The following is a 22,015-nucleotide window of genomic DNA, read 5'->3' on the forward strand; positions in this document are numbered from 1 at the left end:
GACATTGGGGGATTTCATGACAATTTTATCGCGCAAGGCAGCGCTCGCTGCCGTGCTTCTCGCATCCGTTGCCGTCCCGGCCGCGGCCGAGCCGGTTTTCAACCGCATCGCCTCCTTCCCGGTCGCCCAGAACCTGCCTGCTGACAAGGACAAGCTGTCGCCGACATCCGCGGAAATCATCACCGCGACCGACGACGGCAACACACTGATCTATAGCGACAGTCCGCTCGGCGCGATCGGCTTCATCGACATTACCGACGCCAAGGCCCCGAAAGCCGCCGGCGCGCTGATGATGGATGGCGAGCCGACATCGGTTAGCTCGAGCGCCGGCAAGGCGCTGGTTGCCGTCAACACCTCCGAAAGCAAGGCCAAGCCCTCAGGCCGTCTCGCAATCGTCGACGTGGCGACGAAGAAGATCGAGAACATCTGCGATCTCGGTGGCCAGCCGGATTCGATTGCCCTCAACAAGGACAAGACGCTCGGCGCCATCGCGATCGAAAACGAACGCGACGAAGAGGTCAATGACGGCAAGATCCCGCAGATGCCGGCCGGCGAGCTCGCCGTTTTCCAGGTCAACAACGGCACCGTCGACTGCGGCGCCATCAAGCATGTGGCGCTGAACGGTCTCGCCGGTGTTGCCCCTGAAGATCCGGAGCCGGAATTCGTGGCCTTCAACGGGCAGAACGAGATTGCGCTCACGCTGCAGGAAAATAACGAGATCGTCATCATCGATGCCAACACGGCTCAGGTGAAGACCCACTTTACCGCCGGCAGCGTCGATCTCTCCGGCATCGACACGAAGCGCGACGGCGCCCTGAAATTCTCGAGCGAATCGAAAGGCGTCCTGCGCGAGCCGGATGCCGTGAAGTGGCTGGACGACAACCGCCTCGTCGTCGCCAATGAAGGCGACTATCAGGGCGGCTCGCGCGGCTTCACCATCTTCGACAAGACGGGCAAGGTCCTCTACGAATCGGGCGCATCCTTCGAACGCGCCGTCGCCCATATCGGCCATTATCCGGAAAGCCGTTCGGGATCGAAGGGCGTCGAGCCGGAAGGCCTCGAAGCCGCCAAGTTCGGCGATGACCAGTATTTCTTCCTGCTTGCCGAGCGCGCCTCGGTCGTCGGCGTCTATAAGGATACCGGCGCCGACCCCGAACTCGTGCAGCTTCTGCCGTCGGGCATTTCGCCGGAAGGCGGGGTCGCTATCCCCCAGCGTAATCTCTTTGCGACCGCAAATGAACTCGATCTCGGCCAGGACGGCGGAGTGCGCTCGCACGTAATGATCTACGAGCGCTCGGAAGGCGAAAAAGCCTATCCGCAGATCGTCTCCGCCGAGAAGGACGGCAATCCGATCGGTTTCGCAGCCCTTTCGGGTCTCGCCGCCGTTCCCGGAAAACCGGGCATGCTCTACGCCGTCAGCGACAGCGTTCTGGGCTCGCAGCCGACGATCTACACGATCGACGCAACCAAGAAGCCGGCCGTCATCACCGACGCCCTCGTCGTCAAGCGCGACGGCGCTCCGGCCCAGAAGCTCGACATCGAAGGCATTGCGGTCGCAGCCGACGGCTCCTTCTGGCTCGCCTCGGAAGGAAACAGCGAGCGCCTCGTCCCGCATGCGCTCTACAACGTCAATGCCAAGGGCGACATCAAGGCCGAGATTGCTCTGCCTAGGGAACTCGCCGCCAACGAAATTCGCTACGGCTTCGAGGGTGTCACCATTGTCGGCACCGGCGACGATGCCACGTTGTGGATGGTCGTCCAGCGCGAGTGGGGTGACGACGAGAAGGGCTTCGTCAAGCTCGTCTCCTACAATCCGAAGAAAAAGGAATGGGGCGCCGTGCGCTATCCGCTCGACAAGACGGAAAGCGGCTGGGTCGGCCTGTCTGAGATCTCCGCCGACGGCGACAACGTTTACATCATCGAGCGCGACAACCTCGTCGGCGACGCCGCCAGGCTGAAGAAGCTTTACAAGGTGGCGATCTCGGAACTGAAGCCAGCCAAGCTCGGGGCCGAACTGCCGGTCGTGAAGAAGGCCGAAGCACACGACTTCCTCGACGAACTGAAGACGGCGACCAACGGCTATGTGCTCGACAAGCTCGAAGGCTTCACCTTCGACGCATCGGGCAAGCCTTACGCTGTCACCGATAATGACGGTGTGAGCGACTCTTCCGGCGAGACCTTGTTCTTTCCGGTCGAGCTGAGTGCCACGAACTGAAGGTTGCCCCTCACCTAACCCTCGCCCCGTTAAAACGGGGCGAGGGGACGTGCCAAGCGCAACGTCGAGGTGAAGGAAGCACGTGCGGCATATCCCTTCGCCCCGCTTGCGGGGAGACGGTGGCGGCAGCCGGATGACGGGCCGCTCTCGGCTCGCTGCAGCCTTCAAAAAAAAGCGACTCGCTCCAGCCTTACCAGCGCTGATGCACATGCGGCGCGATCAGCCGCTCGTAGATTTCACGCGTCGCAGACATGACATCGGCCGAAAGCGGCGCGAGATCGGCGGCGGCCGCGTTTGCCTTGGCCTGTTCGGCATTGCGGGCGCCGGGGATGACGACGGTGACGGCTTCAGCCATCAGGATCCAACGCAACGCGAAGGCGGCCATAGTGACGCCGGCCGGCACCAGCTTGCGCACTTCCTCGACCGCCTGCAGCCCGACCTCGAAAGGTACGCCGGCAAAGGTCTCGCCGACGTCGAAAGCTTCGCCGTGGCGGTTGAAATTGCGATGGTCGTCGCTGGCAAACTGCGTCTCGCGGCTGATCTTGCCGGAGAGAAGACCACTTGCCAGCGGCACGCGCGCGATGATCGCCACATTCCTGCGACGTGCTTCCTCGAAGAACAGATGGTCGGGGCGCTGACGGAAAATGTTGTAGATGATCTGGACGCTGACGACGCCGGGATATTCGATGGCCTTCAGCCCGTCCTCGACTTTTTCGACGCTAACGCCATAACCCTTGATCTTTCCGGCCTTCTGCAGTGCGTCGAGGCCCTCGAAGACCTCAGGCAGGTAAAGCACCTCGCGCGGCGGGCAGTGCAACTGCACGAGATCGAGGCTGTCGACCGCGAGGTTTTTGAGGCTGCGGTCGATGAAGCCTTGGAGATTGGCCTTGGTATATCCTTCCGCGACATGTGGGTTGAGGCGGCGGCCTGCCTTGGTTGCGACCATCGGGCGCTCGCCGCCGAGCGTCTTCAGAACATCGGCAATGATCTTTTCCGAGCGGCCGTCGCCGTAAACATCCGCCGTGTCGATGAACGTCATACCGGCATCGAGCGCGGCGTTCAGCGCCGCCCGCCCGTCCGCCTCGCTGATATTGCCCCAGGAGCCGCCGATTTGCCAGGCGCCGAAGCCGACATTGGTGACGGTGAACGGCATGCGGCCAAAAGCATGGTGTTTCATGAACATCTCCTAGGTTATGAAAGACACTGGCCTATCAGGCGGGCAACTGTGCGGCAATTGCCGATCCGGTCTTGATCGGTCGCCTCGATCAAATATCGTCCGGAGACAAGGCTTCAACGCTATTGGATGGAAAGGAACGATCATGGAGATCAAACCCGCTGGCTCCAGCCCCTCGACGAAGCCGCCGGCCGACTATTTTACCGGCGCCGTTCGGCAGGATCCGCTGATCGAGCCGCCGACGCCGGCAAGGGTGAAGGCAATCTCCGTCACCTTCGAACCCGGAGCCCGCACGGCCTGGCACACGCATCCGCTCGGCCAGACGCTGATCGTCACCTCAGGCAAGGGCCTTGCCCAGAGCTGGGGCGGGGAGATTCGCGAGATTCGCGCCGGCGACACCGTCTGGTTTGCGCCGGGCGAAAAACACTGGCACGGCGCCGGCCCGGACACGGCGATGACGCATATTGCCATTCACGAGGCATTGGACGGCAGCCATGTCGACTGGATGGAAAAGGTCAGCGACGAACAATATTCCGGCAAGGCGTGAACTGATCAAAGGCGCTTCAGGCAATAGGAAAAATGCGCGTGTGATTCGACCGTCAGGAATTCGAATTGCCAGGCATAATCCTTGCAGAATTTCGTAACCGCCTCGACGACACCGTAGACGATCGGTTTGACGGTGTTGCCGGTGCAGAAATCATGGCCGGCAATGCGTCCTGTGCGCTTCACCTTCCTCTCGCAGAGCAGGAGCTCCTGCCAGGTGAGCTCGAAGGAATGATCGGTGTCGATATAGGCCCAGTCGAGGAAGTCATCCTCGAATTCGGCGAGCTTGTCGAGCGATGTGCCTTGCATCAGGTGCAGCCGGCCAGCCTCGATCTCGGCCGCGAAATTCGTGTGAATCGCGTCGAGCCCGGAGCTGTAGCGATCCATCGACCAGGGATCGATGAGATAAAGCTGGGCCGGGCGATTCTTTTCCAGGATCTCCGCCGTATACTCGCCGAAGGCCGCCCCCACCTCGACACCGATGCCGCCATTCGGGATCCGGTAGAGCAGTTCGCCCCGATCCGGCAGCAGCCGGGCGTTTTCTATATGATGGGCGCTGAGCGGGGTGCTCGGCATGCTCGCCCGCAACGCCTGCCTTTCTTCACGTGTCTTCATCTTTGATCTCGGGATTGGGGCCGGCTGACGGCCCTTGTGCGGTTCGAGGGGAACGTAGGAGCAGCCGAGGCGGATGACAACGGCATGACAAGAATTTGCTTCTTGCGGACAAAAGGTTAAGTTTCGCCTGTGAATGACGAAAGAGCCCTGGGAGGAGCGACTTCATGAGACGGATGTGGCCCGAAGAGTTCAATGCAATCATTGCCCATGCCGAAGAAGTGATGCTGGAATCATCCGCAGAAGCAGGCGCCGGCGAGCCGCTGCACCGGAAAGCGCTGAAGGCGCGCATCGCCATGGAAGATTACGAGCGAATCTGGCCGCTCGCCGAGATGCGCTTCCGCTTGGGCGAAGGACCGTTCGCCGGCAAGGCCATCACGCTCATCACCACCAACCCTCATTATCATCCCTGGCATCCAAAGGATGGTGGCAGCGTCGAATCCGTCTCGGACAGCGGCCGCCACTACAAGACGGATTATCTCGTCGTCCATTTCCTACTCGATGACGTACGGGAAACCTCGCCCGCCTGACGGGCTATCCCGGTGTCGCCAAACGGCGACGCCGGGATGCTGACGCCGAGTTGGTCTTCACCCTGATGACAATGACGGCGATATTGCTAAGCTCCCGGAACGATCCGTGCCAATTGGAGGTTCCCATGACGGGCAATGTGCTGGATATTCCGGTCAAGACGGTGGATGGTCGACAGACCACGCTGAATGAATACAAGGGCAGGGTGCTTCTGATTGTCAACGTCGCCTCGAAATGCGGGCTCACGCCGCAATATGAGGGGCTCGAAAGACTCTATGGCGAAAAGCGCGGGCGCGGCTTCGTCATCGCCGCTTTCCCCGCCAACGACTTCAAGGGCCAGGAACCAGGCACGGACGCCGAGATCCTCGATTTCTGCACCACCACCTACGACGTCACCTTCCCGATCTTTTCTAAGATCTCGGTCAAGGGCGAGGCCCAGCACCCGCTCTATCGGCAGCTGACCAAATCAGGCGTGAACACGACGGGCGAGGGTCCGATGCGCGAACGCCTGAATGCCCACGGGATATCAGGCGGCGACGAGGACGACATTCTCTGGAATTTCGAAAAATTCCTGATCGGCCGCGACGGCAAAGTCGCCGCCCGCTTCGCGCCCGATGTGACGGCAGATGATTCGCGGCTGGTTTCGGCGGTGGATCAGGAGTTGGCGAAGGGATGATTTGCCGGCAGCCGAGCAGGATCTTCAGATCCCGAGGACGGTCACAAGCGGAGGCGTAAAGTCCTTGAAGCCCAGTATCGGCTGGTCGCACCTTCTGTCAAACTTCGTCTTCGGTACGTGGCGCTGGCATTTCGGATTCGTCTTGAAGGCGTATCCGGGCAGGCTGACATAGATGGAGCTTGGCGTGCAAAGGGCAATCGCAATGCACAGCGTCAATGCGGAGCATAGAGTTCTCATGGTACCCCCGGCGCGGTAAGCCTTCAAGCGCGGAGACTTCCGGGCGACGAATAGTCTCATTTTTGCCCGCCCTCATCCATTCGCCCAATAGGAGGTGCGCGGAGGCTGGAGTAGTCCGTTTTGGTGGAACCTGGCTTCCCAGACGGCGCCGCATTTGACCTGCCGGACAGCTATGCTGTGCCGGAATGTCTTGCCGAATGTCGGGTCGCGTTCATGTAAGACAGCTTCTGCAGAGGCAGATAGCTGCATTGCGCCAATCCGCGGCAGATCACTGCGGCTCGACATTACTCTTCGAAACTCAAGAGGAAAAATGGTGGGCGATGAGAGACTCGAACTCCCGACATCCTCGGTGTAAACGAGGCGCTCTACCAACTGAGCTAATCGCCCATCGCTGGCGAAGCCGATTGGCCTGCTGCGTTGGTGGCCGTGATCTATGCGGATCGCGGCAAAACCGCAAGAGTGTTTGTGAAGAATTTTTGATTTTTTTGGCGGTGGTCTGCTCGTCTGCGCTGCCGAACGGGCTCGGTCGGCCTGTGGATAAAGGGGAGGGGGAGCCGCGGGCTTATGCATTTTGCCTGCGCTGTCGGCTCCGATCGTGCCTCGCTACGGCTGCGGAGGTTGGAATTGCCGGCTTTCCGTTCTTCCTGCAGCGGCTTTGCCGAAACAATTCAACGACTGTCATGGTTTTGTCTCCAAACCTGCTTGACACTAAAAGGCGAACCCCGTAGTTAGCCGCTCATCGAAACGGCCAGCCGTTTTGGTGAGGGTGCGAAGGCATCCGGATTGCTTGAAATGAAGTGCGGGTGTAGCTCAGTCGGTTAGAGTGCCGGCCTGTCACGCCGGAGGTCGCGGGTTCGAGCCCCGTCACTCGCGCCATTTCAAAGCAGGCGTTCAGTCGCCGCCGTCCGGCTCTTCCGTCCGTCATGCGCGGGTGTAGCTCAGTCGGTTAGAGTGCCGGCCTGTCACGCCGGAGGTCGCGGGTTCGAGCCCCGTCACTCGCGCCATTCTCTTCCGAAAGCCATGCAGTTTCCAGGGGTCAGGCATGCAGCTTGAATCGACTTCTGCGGATTTGTCGCGACATCGTTGCATCTGCTTGATAATGTCCGCCCGCGACGCGTCGAATTGCCTCTGTAAAAGTCTTGCGCCGCGGCGTCGGCTGCGCTAACCACGGCTTGTTGCAACGCACGTTCGCTTGTCGGGCAATTGCCCAAATGCGCCGCCTGGCGCCCCCGGCAAGCAAGGATGAACATGATGACTGAACTGCTCAGTTCCTATATTCCGATCGCTATCTTCATCGCCATTGCGCTCGTTATCGGCCTGGCGCTGCTCATTGCGCCGTTCGCCGTGGCTTTCAAAGCGCCCGATTCGGAAAAGCTCTCGGCTTACGAATGCGGTTTCAACGCTTTCGACGACGCCCGCATGAAGTTCGACATCCGCTTCTACCTCGTGTCGATCCTCTTCATCATCTTCGACCTCGAGGTCGCCTTCCTCTTCCCCTGGGCCGTTTCCTTCGGCGCCATCGGCTGGTTCGGCTTCTGGTCCATGATGGTCTTCCTCCTCGTGCTGACCATCGGCTTTATCTATGAATGGAAGAAGGGAGCCCTGGAATGGGAGTGACCCCTGTGAGCAACCAGCCGCTCGTCGCGCCGCAGCCGAAGGGGATCATTGATCCGTCGACCGGCAAGCCGATCGGCAGCAACGACGCATTTTTCGGCGAGATCAACAACGAACTCGCCGACAAGGGTTTCCTCGTCACCTCGACGGACGAGTTGATCAACTGGGCCCGTACCGGCTCGCTGATGTGGATGACCTTTGGTCTTGCCTGTTGCGCTGTCGAAATGATGCAGCTCTCCATGCCGCGTTATGACGTCGAGCGCTTTGGTTTTGCGCCGCGCGCTTCGCCGCGCCAGTCCGACGTGATGATCGTCGCCGGCACGCTGACTAACAAGATGGCGCCGGCTCTGCGCAAGGTTTACGACCAGATGCCTGAGCCGCGCTATGTCATCTCGATGGGCTCCTGTGCTAATGGCGGCGGCTACTATCACTATTCCTATTCGGTTGTTCGCGGCTGCGACCGTGTCGTGCCGATCGATATTTACGTGCCGGGCTGTCCCCCCACGGCGGAGGCACTGCTTTACGGCGTGCTTCTGCTGCAGAAGAAGATCCGGCGCACCGGCACGATCGAACGCTAAGGGTTAAGGACAAGGCATATGAGTGAAGCCCTGACTGAGCTTGCCTCCTATCTTGGCGAAGCGCGCGGCAACCTGATCGTCGCCTCGCAGATGAAGTACGGCGAGCTGACGCTGACGGCGACGGGTGAAAACCTGATCCCGCTCCTGACCTTCCTGCGTGACGACGCCAAGTGCGGTTTCGTCAGCCTGATCGACATTTGCGGCGTCGACTGGCCGCAGCGCGAACTGCGTTTCGACGTCGTCTATCATCTGCTGTCGCCGAAGAAGAACCTGCGCATCCGCGTCAAGGTCGCGACCGACGAGGATACGCCGGTTCCGTCTGCTTGCCCCATCTATCCCGGCGCCGACTGGTTCGAGCGTGAGACTTGGGACATGTACGGTGTGCTCTTCACCGGCCATCCGGACCTGCGCCGCATCCTGACCGACTATGGTTTCGAAGGTCATCCTTTGCGCAAGGACTTCCCGACCACTGGTTTCGTCGAAGTTCGTTATGACGACGCCGCGAAGCGCGTCGTTTACGAGCCGGTGGAACTCAAGCAGGAATTCCGCAACTTCGACTTCATGTCGCCATGGGAAGGCACGGAATATGTGCTTCCCGGCGACGAAAAAGCGAAACAATAGTTCAAGGCGGCTGGCGGGCTCTGCGCCCGTCATTCACTGGTTATCTGAGAACGCGAGCTCATCGCCATGACAGAACATAACGTCCGTAACTTCAACATCAATTTCGGACCGCAGCATCCGGCGGCGCACGGCGTTCTTCGTCTTGTCCTGGAGCTTGACGGCGAAATTGTGGAGCGGGTTGATCCGCATATCGGCTTGCTTCATCGCGGCACCGAGAAGCTGATCGAGACCAAGACCTATCTTCAGGCGGTGCCCTATTTCGATCGCCTCGACTATGTCGCGCCAATGAACCAGGAGCATGCCTATGCGCTGGCCGTGGAAAAGCTGCTCGGTATCCAGATCCCGATCCGTGGTCAGCTGATCCGCGTTCTCTACTCGGAAATCGGCCGCATCCTCTCACATCTCTTGAACGTTACGACGCAGGCCATGGACGTCGGCGCGCTGACACCGCCGCTCTGGGGCTTCGAAGAGCGTGAAAAGCTGATGGTGTTCTATGAACGCGCCAGCGGCTCGCGCATGCATGCGGCTTATTTCCGTCCCGGCGGCGTCCACCAGGATCTGCCGGAAAAGCTCGTGCAGGACATCGGCGACTGGTGCGATCCGTTCCTGAAGGCGCTCGACGACATCGACGACCTTTTGACCGGCAACCGTATCTTCAAGCAGCGCAACGTCGACATCGGCGTCGTCTCTCTGGAAGATTGCTGGGCCTGGGGCTTCTCCGGCGTCATGGTGCGCGGTTCGGGCGCTGCTTGGGACCTGCGTCGCGCCCAGCCCTACGAATGTTATTCCGATCTCGAATTCGACATCCCGATCGGCAAGAACGGCGACAATTACGACCGCTACCTGATCCGCATGATCGAGATGCGCCAATCGGTCCGCATCATGAAGCAGTGCGTCAATCGCCTGCTCTCGGATGCGAAGACCGGTCCTTTCTCGTCGATCGACGGCAAGGTCGTGCCGCCGAAGCGTGGCGAGATGAAGCGCTCGATGGAGGCGCTGATCCACCATTTCAAGCTCTACACCGAAGGCTACCACGTGCCTGCCGGCGAGGTTTATGCCGCCGTCGAGGCGCCGAAGGGCGAGTTCGGCGTCTATCTCGTCTCCGACGGCTCGAACAAGCCGTATCGCTGCAAGATCCGCGCTCCGGGTTACGCCCATCTGCAGGCGATGGACTTCATGTGCCGCGGCCATCAGCTCGCCGACGTCGCTGCTGTCCTTGGCTCGCTCGATATCGTCTTCGGCGAGGTGGACCGCTGATGCAGCTTCTGCCGCTGGCCGTCGCAATTCTTCTTGCGGCATCCGGGGTTTCGGCCCAGGAGGCCGACACCCTCGGCACGCCGCTGGGTCATAAGGAAGTGACGCCGCCGGGGCAGCAATCGTCCATGGGCGAGCTTTTGTCCAAGGGCTATCAGATCAAGGCCGCCATTCCGAATGGCAGCAAATTCGTCGTATTTATGCAGAAAGACCAGTCGGCCTATGCCTGCGAAATGCAGTCTTTGACCGCTTCGCGGTGTGGAACCCTAAACTGACAAGGCGTGAGGAAGAATGTCCGTTCGTCGATTAGCCGAAGATCAATTTCAGCCTGCCGCATTCGCCTTCAGCGATGAAAATGCGGTCTGGGCGGACAAGACGATCCAGAAATACCCCGCCGGCCGCCAGCAGTCGGCGGTCATTCCGCTGCTGATGCGGGCGCAGGAACAGGACGGCTGGGTCACGCGCGCGGCGATCGAAAAGATCGCCGACATGCTCGACATGGCCTATATCAGAGTGCTCGAGGTCGCGACCTTCTATACGCAGTTCCAGCTGCATCCTGTCGGCACGCGCGCCCATGTCCAGGTCTGCGGCACGACGCCCTGCATGCTGCGCGGCTCGGAAGCGCTGATGTCGGTCTGCAAGAGCAAGATCCACGTGCACCCCTTCGAGCGCAATGCCGAAGGCACGCTCTCCTGGGAAGAGGTCGAATGTCTTGGCGCCTGCGTCAACGCCCCGATGGTGATGATCGGCAAGGACACGTACGAAGACCTGACGCCGGAGCGCCTCGAAGAGATCATCGACACCTTTGCCGCCGGCAATGGCGCGAGCATCAAGCCGGGCACCCAGATCGACCGGATATTCTCAGCACCTGAAGGCGGCCCGACCTCGCTGACGACGGAAGAGCCGAAGGCAAGGACACGCGCCAAGAAGGCCGATACCGAAACCGTGTCGGCACCGGTCGACGGCGCGCCGGTCCCGCCCTCCGAGGCCGGCCGCCCGAAGAGCACCGATGCCGAGACCAATGCCGCCTTGAAGACGCCGGCGACGGCGCCGAAGGCAGCAGCGAAGAATGCCAAGGCAGCCGCGCAGCAGCCGGTTTCCGGCACGGCGCCTGCCGAGCCGGCGCTTGCTGCGGCCAAGGCCGAAACCGCTCCGGCGGCCAAGCCCAGCCTGACTGACAAGAACCGTCCAGCCGGCATCGAAAAGCCCGCCGCACCGGATGACCTGAAGATGATCTCCGGCGTCGGTCCGAAGATCGAGGCGACATTGAATGAAATCGGCATCTTCACCTTCTCGCAGGTCGCAGGCTGGAAGAAGGCCGAGCGCGAATGGGTCGATGGCTACCTGAATTTCCGCGGCCGCATCGAGCGTGACGACTGGGTCAAGCAGGCCAAGGCGCTCGCCAAGGGCGGCGAAGCGGAATATATCAAGGTCTTCGGCAAGAAGCCGCGGTAAGAGGTGAAGCATGTTACAAGATAAAGACCGCATCTTTACCAACATCTACGGCCTCAAGGACAAGTCCCTGAAGGGCGCGATGAGCCGCGGCCATTGGGATGGCACCAAGCAGATCCTCGAAAAGGGCCGCGATTGGATCATCAACGAGATGAAGGCCTCTGGCCTTCGCGGCCGCGGCGGCGCCGGCTTCCCCACGGGTCTCAAATGGTCCTTCATGCCGAAGGAAAGCGACGGCCGCCCGCATTACCTGGTCGTCAATGCCGACGAATCGGAGCCCGGCACCTGCAAGGACCGCGACATCATGCGCCACGATCCGCACACGCTGATCGAAGGCTGCGTCGTCGCGAGCTTCGCCATGGGCGCCAATACCGCCTATATCTATGTGCGCGGCGAATATATCCGCGAGCGTGAAGCGCTGCAGGCTGCAATCGACGAATGTTATGATTACGGCCTGCTTGGCAAGAACAACAAGCTCGGCTGGGACATGGATATCTTTGTCCATCACGGCGCCGGCGCCTATATCTGCGGTGAGGAAACCGCGCTGCTCGAGAGCCTCGAGGGCAAGAAGGGCCAGCCGCGGCTCAAGCCGCCGTTCCCCGCCAATATGGGTCTCTACGGCTGCCCGACGACCGTCAACAACGTCGAATCGATCGCTGTCGCGCCGACGATCCTGCGCCGCGGCGCCGGCTGGTTCTCGTCTATCGGCCGTCCGAACAATGTCGGCACCAAGCTGTTCATGCTCTCCGGCCACGTCAATAAGCCGTGCACCGTCGAAGAGGAAATGGGTATCACATTCCGCGAACTAGTCGACCGCCACGCTGGCGGCATCCGCGGCGGCTGGGACAACCTGCTCGCCGTCATTCCGGGCGGCGCATCCTGCCCGATCGTTCCGGCCAAGGACATCATCGATTGCCCGATGGATTTCGACGGCCTGCGCGGTGTCGGCTCCTCCTTCGGCACGGCCGCCGCGATCGTCATGGACAAGTCCACCGACGTCATCAAGGCGATCGCCCGCATCTCCGCGTTCTTCAAGCATGAGAGCTGTGGCCAGTGCACGCCCTGCCGCGAAGGCACGGGCTGGATGTGGCGCGTGATGGAGCGCATGGCCAAGGGCAATGCCCAGAAGCGCGAAATCGACATGCTGTTCCAGGTGACGAAGCAAATCGAAGGCCACACCATCTGTGCGCTCGGCGACGCCGCCGCATGGCCGGTGCAGGGCCTGATCCGTAACTTCCGCCCCGAGATCGAAAAGCGCATCGACCAGTATACGGCAAGTGCGCTCGACCACGGGGCGGTTTTGGAGGCGGCTGAGTAATCATGACGGACAAGGCATCCAAGAGTGGGAAGAAGGAAGAGACCGCTGATTTCGCGGCCGGCTTCGGCCGTCTTGCCGCCGAGATGCTGGAAAACGCGCAGGCAATGCCTGTGCATCCGCTGATGGCGCACCCTGCCGCAGCCTTTGCCGCCGCAACGGCAATCGGTTTCGGCCTCTCGACGCAGATGGCGAGCGCCTTTTTCGGAGCCTTCCAGGGCGCTCTGGAAACGACGGGCAAACTCGCCGCAGCCCTTGATGACACGCCGCCCGACGAACCGGCGCCCGCAGTCGATATCCGACCGAAAAATATCCGCCCGGCCGTCAAGGCTTTCAGCAAGCCCGCGGCCGACAATCCTGCGGTCGAGCGGAAGGCTGGGCCGAGGCTGACAGTCGTCAAGCCGGCTGCCGAACCGGTGCCGGCGAGCCGGCCAAAGCCGGCTGTGAATGCAAAAGCCGCTCAGCGGACTGCAAAGGCCGACGATCTCAAGCTGATCGCCGGCATCGGCCCGAAGCTGGAGCAGGTGTTGAACACCAAAGGCATTCGCGGCTTCGCCGATATTGCCGCCTGGACCGACGAGGATATTGCCCGGCTCGACGCCGAGCTCGGCCTTAACGGCCGTATCGGGCGCGACGACTGGATTGGTCAGGCGAAGGTTCTGGTCGGGCGAGGCCGCAGAAGGAAATGAACTGTCCGGCCGTGCAAACCGGCCGGAGATAGGGCGGATCGGCGCAGGGGCGGGGCCTCACGCTGCAGCTGCCGGTGCGGGTTCCGCGTCTGGAACGCGCGACAGACAATTTGGGCGACATCGGCTGCCAGCAGGACGAAAGATCCGGCTCGGCAAAGAGAATGTTGCAAAACAGGTTTGTTTGCCGCCTTCAGGCAAACGGGAAACAGGACTGAGCGACGATGGCAAAACTGAAGATTGACGGCAACGAGATCGAAGTTCCGGATCATTTCACGCTATTGCAGGCGTGTGAGGATGCCGGCGCCGAAGTTCCGCGCTTCTGCTTCCACGAACGCCTGTCGGTTGCCGGCAACTGCCGCATGTGCCTTGTCGAGGTGAAGGGCGGCCCGCCGAAGCCGCAGGCTTCCTGCGCCATGAGCGTGCGCGACATCCGCGGCGGCCCGAATGGCGAACTGCCCGAGGTCTTCACCAACACGCCGATGGTCAAGAAGGCCCGCGAAGGCGTGATGGAATTCCTGCTGATCAACCATCCGCTCGATTGCCCGATCTGCGACCAGGGCGGCGAATGCGACCTGCAGGATCAGGCGATGGCCTTCGGCATCGACACCTCCCGCTACCAGGAAGACAAGCGCGCCGTCGAGGACAAGTATATCGGCCCGCTCGTCAAGACGGTGATGAACCGCTGCATCCATTGCACGCGCTGTGTCCGCTTCACCACTGAGGTTGCCGGCATTTCCGAGCTCGGCCTGATCGGCCGCGGCGAGGATGCCGAGATCACCACCTATCTCGAACAGGCGATGACCTCCGAACTGCAGGGCAACGTCGTCGACCTATGCCCGGTCGGCGCGCTCACCTCCAAGCCCTTCGCCTTCACCGCGCGCCCCTGGGAATTGAACAAGACCGAGTCGATCGACGTCATGGATGCCGTCGGTTCGGCGATCCGCGTCGACACCCGTGGCCGTGAAGTGATGCGCATCCTGCCGCGTGTCAACGAGGCGATCAACGAAGAGTGGATTTCCGACAAGAGCCGCTTCATCTGGGATGGTTTGAAGACGCAGCGCCTCGACCGGCCTTACGTCCGCCGCGACGGCCGCCTGCAGCCGGCGAGCTGGGCCGAAGCCTTCGGCGCCATCAAGGCTGCTGTCAGCGCCACCTCGGGTGACAAGATCGGTGCGATCGCGGGCGACCTCGCTTCCGTCGAAGAAATGTATGCGCTCTCCGAACTGGTGAAGTCGCTGGGATCGGCCAATCTCGACTGTCGCCAGGATGGGACGGCACTCGATCCGTCGCTCGGCCGCGCCAGCTACCTTTTCAACCCGACAATTGCTGGCATCGACCAGGCCGACGCGCTGCTGATCATCGGCGCCAATCCACGTTTCGAGGCGGCTATCCTCAATGCCCGCATCCGCAAGCGCTGGCGCCGCGGCAAGTTCCCGATCGGCGTGATCGGCGAGCCCGGTGAACTGCGTTACAGCTATGACTATCTCGGCGGCGGACCCGACACACTGAAGGATCTGGTCGACGGCAGTCATGCCTTCGCGGACGTCCTGAAGAACGCCGCCAAGCCGATGATCATCATCGGCCAGGGCGCGCTGTCGCGCAGCGATGGCGCCGGCGTACTCGCAAGTGCCGCCAAGCTTGCCGGTTCGGTCGGTGCGGTCGTCGACGGCTGGAACGGCTTTGCCGTCCTCCACACTGCCGCTTCGCGCGTCGGAGGACTCGACCTCGGCTTCGTACCCGGTGCCAAGGGCGTCAGCGCCGCCGAGATGCTGACGGCAATGGACGTGCTCTTCCTGCTTGGCGCCGACGAACTCGACTTCACCGCCAAGAAGGCCAAGCTCACCGTCTATATCGGCTCGCACGGCGATAATGGCGCCCACCATGCCGACGTGATCCTGCCGGCCGCAGCCTATACCGAAAAGTCCGGCACCTGGGTCAATACCGAAGGCCGTGTCCAGATGGGCTACCGCGCAGGCTTTGCGCCGGGTGATGCCCGCGAGGACTGGGCGATCATTCGCGCCCTGTCGGACGTGCTCGGCAAGAAGCTTCCCTTCGATTCGCTGAGCGAGCTGCGCGGCCGGCTCTATGCCGCTTTCCCGCATTTCGCCGCCATCGACGAGATCGCCGAAACCGATAGCGCCCAAATTGCCGCAGTCGCGAAAAAAGCCGGCAAGATGAACAAGTCAGGGTTTGCGTCGCCGGTCAAAGACTTCTATTTGACGAACCCGATAGCGCGCGCCTCGGCTGTCATGGCCGAGTGCTCGGCATTGGCCCGCAACAATTTCAAAGTCGCGGCAGAGTAAGGGCAGGAACTCATGGATTCTTTCTTCTCAACCTATGTCTGGCCGGGGATCATCATGATCGGTCAGTCGCTGCTGCTTCTCGTCTGCCTGCTCGTCTTCATCGCTTACGTGCTGCTTGCCGACCGCAAGATCTGGGCGGCGGTGCAGCTGCGCCGCGGTCCGAACGTCGTCGGTCCCTTCGGCCTGTTCCAGTCCTTCGCCGACCTTCTGAAGTTTGTCTTCAAGGAGCCGATCATTCCGGCCGGCGCCAACAAGGCGGTGTTCCTGCTGGCCCCGCTGGTTACGGTGCTTCTGGCGCTGTCGACCTGGGCGGTGGTGCCGCTCGCCGACGGCTGGGTGATCGCCAACATCAATGTCGGCATCCTCTATATTTTCGCGATCTCCTCTCTCGAAGTCTACGGCATCATCATGGGCGGCTGGGCTTCGAATTCGAAATACCCGTTCCTCGGCGCGCTGCGCTCGGCCGCACAGATGGTGTCCTATGAAGTCTCGATCGGCTTCGTCATCGTCACCGTTCTGCTCTGCGTCGGCTCGCTCAACCTGACCGACATCGTCAATGCGCAGCACAATGGCCTCGGCACCATGCTCGGCCTGCCGGCCTCGTTCCTCGACTGGCACTGGCTGTCGCTGTTCCCGATGTTCATCGTCTTCTTTATCTCGGCGCTCGCCGAGACGAACCGCCCGCCTTTCGACCTTCCGGAAGCGGAGTCGGAACTTGTCGCCGGCTTCATGGTCGAATACGGCTCCTCGCCATACATGATGTTCATGCTAGGCGAATATGCCGCCGTCTGCCTGATGTGCTCGCTGACGACGATCCTCTTCCTCGGCGGCTGGCTGCCTCCGGTCGATATCTGGATCCTCAACTGGGTCCCTGGCATCATCTGGTTCATGCTGAAGGCATGCTTCGTGTTCTTCATATTCGCGATGGTCAAAGCCTTCGTCCCGCGCTACCGCTACGACCAGCTCATGCGTCTCGGCTGGAAAGTCTTCCTGCCGCTGTCGCTCGCTATGGTGATTATCGTTGCATTCGTGCTGAAACTGATGGGATGGGCGTAATGATGCCTGCTCTCGTTTCCGGCAAAATTGGAGGTTGAAGATGGCAAGCTTGTCCAGCTCCATCAACTCGCTGTTCCTCAAGGAATTCTTCGGCGCGTTCTTTCTGTCGATGCGCTATTTCTTCCGCCAGAAGGCGACGATCAATTACCCCTTCGAAAAGGGCCCGGTCTCCCCGCGATTCCGCGGCGAGCACGCGCTGCGCCGTTATCCGAACGGCGAGGAACGCTGCATCGCCTGCAAGCTCTGCGAGGCGATCTGTCCTGCCCAGGCCATCACCATCGAGGCCGGTCCGCGCCGCAACGACGGCACACGCCGCACGGTGCGCTATGACATCGACATGGTGAAGTGCATCTATTGCGGCTTCTGCCAGGAAGCCTGCCCGGTCGATGCGATCGTCGAAGGTCCGAATTTCGAATTTGCGACGGAAACCCGCGAAGAGCTCTATTTCGACAAGGCGCGCCTTCTCGATAACGGAGACCGGTGGGAGCGTGAAATCGCCCGCAACATCGCGATCGACTCGCCGTATCGCTGATTGATATCTGAAATGCTGTGATGGAGCGCTCGCTCCTGTCGCGGTCAATATGTACAGGAGCTTTGCCGGCGAGTGCCGCGAAGCTTCATCGGGCAGGGAAACTCCCGGCTGCCCGGGGGAAGATGAAAAAGGCACCAACATGGGTCTGCAGGCTCTATTTTTCTATCTTTTCGCCTTTGTCGCTGTGGCGTCGGCGTTCATGGTCATCTGGGCGAAGAACCCGGTTCACTCGGTTCTGTTCCTGATCCTGGTGTTCTTCAACGCGGCCGGCCTGTTCCTGCTGCTCGGCGCCGAGTTCCTGGCGATGATCCTGCTCGTCGTTTATGTCGGCGCCGTCGCCGTCCTCTTCCTCTTTGTGGTGATGATGCTCGACATTGACTTCACCGAATTGAGGGCAGGCGTGCTCGAATATGCGCCGATCGGCGGGTTGATTGGGATCATCCTGGCGGCCGAGTTGATCGTCGTGATCGGCGGCAGCGTCATCTCGCCTGATATCGCCAAGTCAGTCGCCATGCCGATCCCGGCGCTCAGCGAGCGTACGAATACGGCCGCTCTCGGCGACGTGCTTTACACCAACTACGTCTATTTCTTCCAGATTGCCGGCCTGGTGCTGCTGGTCGCCATGATCGGCGCGATCGTGCTGACGCTGAGGCATCGCACCAACATCAAGCGGCAGAATATCTCAAGGCAGGTTGCCCGCACGCCCGCCACCGCCGTCGAGGTGGTGTCGGTCAAGCCCGGGCAGGGCGTCTAAAGGCAGGTCAAGGAACAAAGAACATGGTCATCGGACTTTCCCATTACCTGACGGTCAGCGCCATCCTCTTCACGCTCGGCGTCTTCGGCATCTTCCTCAACCGGAAGAACGTCATCGTCATCCTTATGTCGGTCGAACTGATCCTGCTTGCTGTCAACATCAACATGGTCGCCTTCTCTCACTTCCTGAACGACATTGTCGGTCAGGTCTTCGCGCTGTTCATTCTGACGGTCGCGGCTGCCGAAGCGGCGATCGGTCTTGCAATTCTCGTTGTCTTCTACCGCAACCGCGGCTCGATCGCGGTCGAAGACGTCAATATGATGAAGGGCTGAGTGGCTCATGTTCCTCTATAAGGCTATTGTCTTTCTTCCCTTGATCGGCGCCATCGTCGCCGGCCTTTTCGGCCGCGCCATCGGCGCCAAGGCTTCGGAATATGTCACCAGCGGCCTGATGATCATTGCCGGCATCCTGTCCTGGATCGTCTTCTTTAACGTCGGCATGGGCCATCTTGAAGGCGGGCCGATCAAGGTCGAGGTGCTGCGCTGGATCCAGTCCGGCGGCATCGACGTCTCCTGGTCGCTGCGCGTGGATACGCTCACCTCCGTCATGCTGATCGTGGTCAACACGGTCTCGACGCTGGTGCATATCTATTCGATCGGCTACATGCATACCGATCCGCATCGCCCGCGCTTCTTTGCCTATCTGTCGCTCTTCACCTTCGCCATGCTGATGCTGGTGACAGCCGACAATCTTGCCCAGATGTTCTTCGGCTGGGAAGGCGTCGGTCTCGCCTCCTATCTACTGATCGGCTTCTGGTTCAAGAAGCCTTCGGCGACGGCCGCGGCGATGAAGGCTTTCATCGTCAACCGCGTCGGCGACTTCGGTTTCGTGCTCGGCATTGCCGGCGTCTTCGTGCTGTTCGGCTCGATCAACCTCGATACGATCTTCGCTAATGCATCGAATTTCGCCCCGCATGAAGGTGGCGGCGAGGCGAGCGAAGTGATCCTCAACCTCTTCGGCATGCAGCTCGACAAGGCGCATGCGCTGACCGGCATCTGCCTGCTGCTATTCATGGGCGCGATGGGCAAGTCGGCGCAGTTCCTGCTGCACACCTGGCTGCCGGACGCGATGGAAGGCCCGACCCCGGTCTCGGCCCTCATCCATGCCGCCACCATGGTCACCGCCGGCGTCTTCCTCGTCGCCCGCATGTCGCCGCTCTTCGAATTGTCGCCCGACGCACTGACCGTCGTTACCGTCATCGGCGCGATCACCGCCTTCTTCGCGGCAACTGTCGGCCTGGTCCAGAACGACATCAAGCGCGTCATCGCCTATTCCACCTGCTCGCAGCTCGGCTACATGTTCGTGGCGCTCGGGGTAGGGGCCTATGGCGCGGCGATCTTCCATCTCTTTACGCACGCCTTCTTCAAGGCGCTGCTCTTCCTCTGCGCCGGCTCGGTCATCCACGCCGTCGATGGCGAGCAGGACATGCGCTACATGGGTGGCCTGCGGCCACACATCAAGGTAACGTTCTGGATGATGATCATCGGCACGCTGGCGATCACCGGCGTCGGCATTCCCTTCACGCCGATCGGCTTTGCCGGCTTCTTCTCCAAGGACGTGATCATCGAGGCGACCTATGCCTCGCATTCGCCGGTCGCGGGCTTTGCCTTCTCGTTGCTCGTCATTGCCGCTCTGTTCACCAGCTTCTACTCCTGGCGTCTGATCTTCATGACCTTCTTCGGCAAGCCGCGCGCTTCGCACGAGGTCATGCACCACGTCCACGAATCGCCGCAGGTCATGCTGGTGCCGCTTTATCTCCTGGCGATCGGCGCGGTGCTGGCGGGCGTGATCTTCGAAGGCCGGTTCTACGGCGAGGAATATGCCGAGTTCTGGAAGGGCGCGCTGTTTACCGGCGCCGAGAACGAACTGGTCGAGGAGTTCCACCATGTGCCGGCGCTCGTGGGCCTGAGCCCGTTCATCGCCATGCTGATCGGCTTCGTCATAGCCTGGTACATGTATATCCGCTCGCCGCAGACGCCGCGCGTCCTCGCCAAGCAGCACCGGGTGCTCTACCACTTCCTGCTCAACAAGTGGTACTTCGACGAACTCTACGACTTCCTCTTCGTCCGCACGGCAAGGGCGCTTGGCCGCTTCCTGTGGAAGAAGGGTGACGTCGGCGTCATCGATACCTATGGCCCGAACGGCGTGGCAGCCCGCGTTGTCGCCGTCACCGACCGCGTCGTCCGCCTGCAGACCGGTTACCTCTATCACTATGCATTCGCCATGCTGCTCGGCATTGCGGCGCTCGTTACCTGGATGATGCTCGGGAGTTCCTTCTGATGACCGATTGGCCTATTCTTTCAACGGTCACCTTCCTGCCGCTCGTCGGTGTGGTGCTCCTGCTCTTGATGAATGGCGACAGCGAAAGCGGCCGGAAGAACGTGCTGTGGATCTCGCTGATCACCACCGTCTTCACTTTCGTCGTCTCGCTCTTCATCTGGATCGGCTTCGACAATGCCAATCCCGGCTTCCAGATGCTCGAAAAGCATGATTGGCTCGGCACCGGCATCGGCTACCACGTCGGCGTCGACGGCATTTCCATGCTGTTCGTCATTCTGTCGACCTTCCTCATGCCCTTCTGCGTGCTCGCGAGCTGGCTCTCGATCGAGAAGCGCCTGAAGGAATACATGATCGCCTTCCTCATCCTCGAAACGATGATGGTCGGCGTCTTCGTCTCGCTCGATATCGTGCTCTTCTACGTCTTCTTCGAAGCGGGCCTCATCCCGATGTTCCTGATCATCGGCGTCTGGGGCGGCAAGGACCGTGTCTATGCGAGCTACAAGTTCTTCCTCTATACGCTGCTCGGCTCGGTGCTGATGCTGCTCGCCATCATGGCGATGTACTGGCAGGCCGGCACGACCGACATCACCGCGCTGCTCGCCTACAAGTTCCCGCCGGCGCTGCAGACATGGCTCTGGCTTGCCTTCTTCGCCTCGTTCGCGGTGAAGATGCCGATGTGGCCGGTCCATACGTGGCTTCCGGACGCCCACGTTCAGGCGCCGACGGCAGGTTCGGTGATCCTGGCCGGTGTGCTCTTGAAGCTCGGCGGCTACGGTCTCATCCGCTTCTCGCTCGGCATGTTCCCGGTCGCCTCCGACTATTTCGCGCCGCTCGTCTTCGCCATGTCGGTCATCGCCATCATCTACACCTCGCTGGTGGCAATGATGCAGGATGATATCAAGAAGCTGATCGCCTATTCCTCGGTGGCGCATATGGGCTACGTGACCATGGGCATCTTCGCCGCCAACATGCAGGGTGTTCAGGGGTCTATCTTCCAGATGCTCTCGCACGGCATCGTCTCCGGCGCGCTCTTCCTCTGCGTCGGCGTCGTCTACGACCGTACCCACACCCGCGAGATCAACGCCTATGGCGGCCTCGTCAACAACATGCCGAAATATGCCGTGGCGATGATGGTCTTCACCATGGCCAATGTCGGGCTTCCCGGCACGTCTGGCTTCATCGGCGAATTCCTGACGCTGATCGGCGTCTTCCGGGTCAACACCTGGGTCGCGCTCTTTGCCGCCACTGGCGTCATTCTCTCGGCCGCTTATGCGCTCTGGCTCTATCGCCGGGTAATCTTCGGCGCCCTCGAGAAGGAAAAGCTGAAGGCGCTGCTCGATCTTTCGAGACGCGAACAGCTTATTCTCTATCCGCTGGTCGCGCTGACCATTTTCTTCGGCGTTTATCCGGCTCCGGTCTTCGATGCGACGGCCGCCTCGGTGGATCTGCTGGTCAACAACTACACGGCCGCCGTGCACGCAGCGCAGAATGTTGCGCTGTCTATGAAATGATGACGGGACTT

22 protein-coding genes and 3 tRNA genes are annotated in these 22,015 nt (G+C 61.0%); 21 read left to right on the plus strand and 4 right to left on the minus strand.

The window, feature by feature from the left end:
• The first annotated feature begins 16 nt into the window (after positions 1 to 16).
• Entirely contained in the window at positions 17 to 2,215 is a 2,199-nt protein-coding gene (locus tag NMA58_RS06355) for an esterase-like activity of phytase family protein (protein ID WP_434712742.1), read from the plus strand.
• Positions 2,216 to 2,405: 190 nt separating this feature from the next.
• On the opposite strand, the gene NMA58_RS06360 is transcribed toward NMA58_RS06355, so the two are convergent.
• Complete coding sequence (locus tag NMA58_RS06360) at positions 2,406 to 3,392, minus strand: aldo/keto reductase (protein WP_434712743.1); 987 nt, start codon at positions 3,390 to 3,392, stop codon at positions 2,406 to 2,408.
• A 142-nt stretch (positions 3,393 to 3,534) separates the two neighbouring features.
• Between NMA58_RS06360 and NMA58_RS06365 the strand changes: the two genes are divergently transcribed.
• Complete coding sequence (locus NMA58_RS06365) at positions 3,535 to 3,936, plus strand: (R)-mandelonitrile lyase (RefSeq protein ID WP_434712744.1); 402 nt, start codon at positions 3,535 to 3,537, stop codon at positions 3,934 to 3,936.
• 5 nt (positions 3,937 to 3,941) lie between these two features.
• Here NMA58_RS06365 and NMA58_RS06370 read toward each other — a convergent pair whose 3' ends face one another.
• The gene (locus tag NMA58_RS06370; RefSeq protein ID WP_434712745.1) at positions 3,942 to 4,547 is read right to left on the minus strand and encodes a class I SAM-dependent methyltransferase; all 606 of its coding nucleotides are present in this window, start codon (positions 4,545 to 4,547) and stop codon (positions 3,942 to 3,944) included.
• A gap of 164 nt (positions 4,548 to 4,711) precedes the next feature.
• Between NMA58_RS06370 and NMA58_RS06375 the strand changes: the two genes are divergently transcribed.
• The gene (locus NMA58_RS06375; RefSeq protein ID WP_085777770.1) at positions 4,712 to 5,074 is read left to right on the plus strand and encodes a hypothetical protein; all 363 of its coding nucleotides are present in this window, start codon (positions 4,712 to 4,714) and stop codon (positions 5,072 to 5,074) included.
• Between the two features lie 125 nt (positions 5,075 to 5,199).
• Positions 5,200 to 5,748, plus strand: coding sequence for a glutathione peroxidase (locus NMA58_RS06380; protein WP_434712746.1), 549 nt, complete (start codon positions 5,200 to 5,202; stop codon positions 5,746 to 5,748).
• A 24-nt stretch (positions 5,749 to 5,772) separates the two neighbouring features.
• On the opposite strand, the gene NMA58_RS06385 is transcribed toward NMA58_RS06380, so the two are convergent.
• Both NMA58_RS06385 and NMA58_RS06390 read right to left on the minus strand, forming a co-directional pair.
• On the minus strand, positions 5,773 to 5,985 hold the full coding sequence (locus NMA58_RS06385) for a hypothetical protein (RefSeq protein WP_085777772.1): 213 nt from the start codon (positions 5,983 to 5,985) through the stop codon (positions 5,773 to 5,775).
• 311 nt (positions 5,986 to 6,296) lie between these two features.
• Positions 6,297 to 6,372, minus strand: a tRNA-Val gene (locus NMA58_RS06390).
• A gap of 412 nt (positions 6,373 to 6,784) precedes the next feature.
• On the opposite strand from NMA58_RS06390, the gene NMA58_RS06395 reads away from it, so the two are divergent.
• From NMA58_RS06395 to NMA58_RS06475, 17 genes are all read left to right on the plus strand, one after another.
• Positions 6,785 to 6,861 (plus strand) — tRNA-Asp (locus NMA58_RS06395).
• A gap of 51 nt (positions 6,862 to 6,912) precedes the next feature.
• Positions 6,913 to 6,989 (plus strand) — tRNA-Asp (locus tag NMA58_RS06400).
• Between the two features lie 247 nt (positions 6,990 to 7,236).
• Positions 7,237 to 7,602 (plus strand): NADH-quinone oxidoreductase subunit A, encoded by a 366-nt coding sequence (locus tag NMA58_RS06405; RefSeq protein ID WP_010055493.1) that lies wholly within the window; start codon positions 7,237 to 7,239, stop codon positions 7,600 to 7,602.
• A complete protein-coding gene (locus NMA58_RS06410) occupies positions 7,593 to 8,177 on the plus strand; it encodes a NuoB/complex I 20 kDa subunit family protein (protein ID WP_064801815.1) in 585 nt (194 codons plus the stop codon). Before NMA58_RS06405 ends, NMA58_RS06410 begins: the two co-directional genes overlap by 10 nt.
• Positions 8,178 to 8,195: 18 nt before the next feature.
• Positions 8,196 to 8,798, plus strand: a complete 603-nt coding sequence (locus NMA58_RS06415) for an NADH-quinone oxidoreductase subunit C (protein WP_434712747.1) — start codon at positions 8,196 to 8,198, stop codon at positions 8,796 to 8,798.
• 66 nt (positions 8,799 to 8,864) lie between these two features.
• Positions 8,865 to 10,055, plus strand: coding sequence for an NADH-quinone oxidoreductase subunit D (locus NMA58_RS06420; RefSeq protein ID WP_097598371.1), 1,191 nt, complete (start codon positions 8,865 to 8,867; stop codon positions 10,053 to 10,055).
• Positions 10,055 to 10,327 (plus strand): hypothetical protein, encoded by a 273-nt coding sequence (locus tag NMA58_RS06425; protein WP_085777776.1) that lies wholly within the window; start codon positions 10,055 to 10,057, stop codon positions 10,325 to 10,327. The genes NMA58_RS06420 and NMA58_RS06425 overlap by 1 nt, the downstream gene beginning before the upstream one ends.
• A gap of 16 nt (positions 10,328 to 10,343) precedes the next feature.
• Complete coding sequence (locus NMA58_RS06430) at positions 10,344 to 11,507, plus strand: NADH-quinone oxidoreductase subunit E (protein WP_285192879.1); 1,164 nt, start codon at positions 10,344 to 10,346, stop codon at positions 11,505 to 11,507.
• 10 nt (positions 11,508 to 11,517) lie between these two features.
• On the plus strand, positions 11,518 to 12,822 hold the full coding sequence (gene nuoF / locus NMA58_RS06435; RefSeq protein ID WP_064801825.1) for an NADH-quinone oxidoreductase subunit NuoF: 1,305 nt from the start codon (positions 11,518 to 11,520) through the stop codon (positions 12,820 to 12,822).
• Between the two features lie 2 nt (positions 12,823 to 12,824).
• Positions 12,825 to 13,508: a 5' DNA nuclease gene (locus NMA58_RS06440; RefSeq protein ID WP_434712748.1), complete on the plus strand. Its 684-nt coding sequence runs from the start codon at positions 12,825 to 12,827 to the stop codon at positions 13,506 to 13,508.
• A gap of 221 nt (positions 13,509 to 13,729) precedes the next feature.
• Entirely contained in the window at positions 13,730 to 15,811 is a 2,082-nt protein-coding gene (gene nuoG / locus NMA58_RS06445; RefSeq protein WP_434712749.1) for an NADH-quinone oxidoreductase subunit NuoG, read from the plus strand.
• A 12-nt stretch (positions 15,812 to 15,823) separates the two neighbouring features.
• Positions 15,824 to 16,867 carry an NADH-quinone oxidoreductase subunit NuoH gene (nuoH, locus tag NMA58_RS06450; RefSeq protein WP_434712751.1) on the plus strand — a complete coding sequence of 348 codons (1,044 nt, stop codon included), beginning with the start codon at positions 15,824 to 15,826 and terminating at the stop codon, positions 16,865 to 16,867.
• 40 nt (positions 16,868 to 16,907) lie between these two features.
• Positions 16,908 to 17,399 carry an NADH-quinone oxidoreductase subunit NuoI gene (gene nuoI / locus NMA58_RS06455; RefSeq protein ID WP_004680064.1) on the plus strand — a complete coding sequence of 164 codons (492 nt, stop codon included), beginning with the start codon at positions 16,908 to 16,910 and terminating at the stop codon, positions 17,397 to 17,399.
• A 139-nt stretch (positions 17,400 to 17,538) separates the two neighbouring features.
• Positions 17,539 to 18,153, plus strand: a complete 615-nt coding sequence (locus tag NMA58_RS06460) for an NADH-quinone oxidoreductase subunit J (protein ID WP_011424932.1) — start codon at positions 17,539 to 17,541, stop codon at positions 18,151 to 18,153.
• Positions 18,154 to 18,176: 23 nt separating this feature from the next.
• Positions 18,177 to 18,485, plus strand: a complete 309-nt coding sequence (gene nuoK, locus NMA58_RS06465; RefSeq protein WP_010066755.1) for an NADH-quinone oxidoreductase subunit NuoK — start codon at positions 18,177 to 18,179, stop codon at positions 18,483 to 18,485.
• Positions 18,486 to 18,492: 7 nt separating this feature from the next.
• Complete coding sequence (gene nuoL, locus NMA58_RS06470; RefSeq protein ID WP_183699442.1) at positions 18,493 to 20,493, plus strand: NADH-quinone oxidoreductase subunit L; 2,001 nt, start codon at positions 18,493 to 18,495, stop codon at positions 20,491 to 20,493.
• A complete protein-coding gene (locus NMA58_RS06475) occupies positions 20,493 to 22,004 on the plus strand; it encodes an NADH-quinone oxidoreductase subunit M (protein ID WP_097598366.1) in 1,512 nt (503 codons plus the stop codon). The genes nuoL and NMA58_RS06475 overlap by 1 nt, the downstream gene beginning before the upstream one ends.
• Positions 22,005 to 22,015: the final 11 nt, after the last annotated feature.

This window comes from Rhizobium sp. YTUHZ045, assembly GCF_051124255.1.
Lineage (GTDB): Bacteria > Pseudomonadota > Alphaproteobacteria > Rhizobiales > Rhizobiaceae > Rhizobium.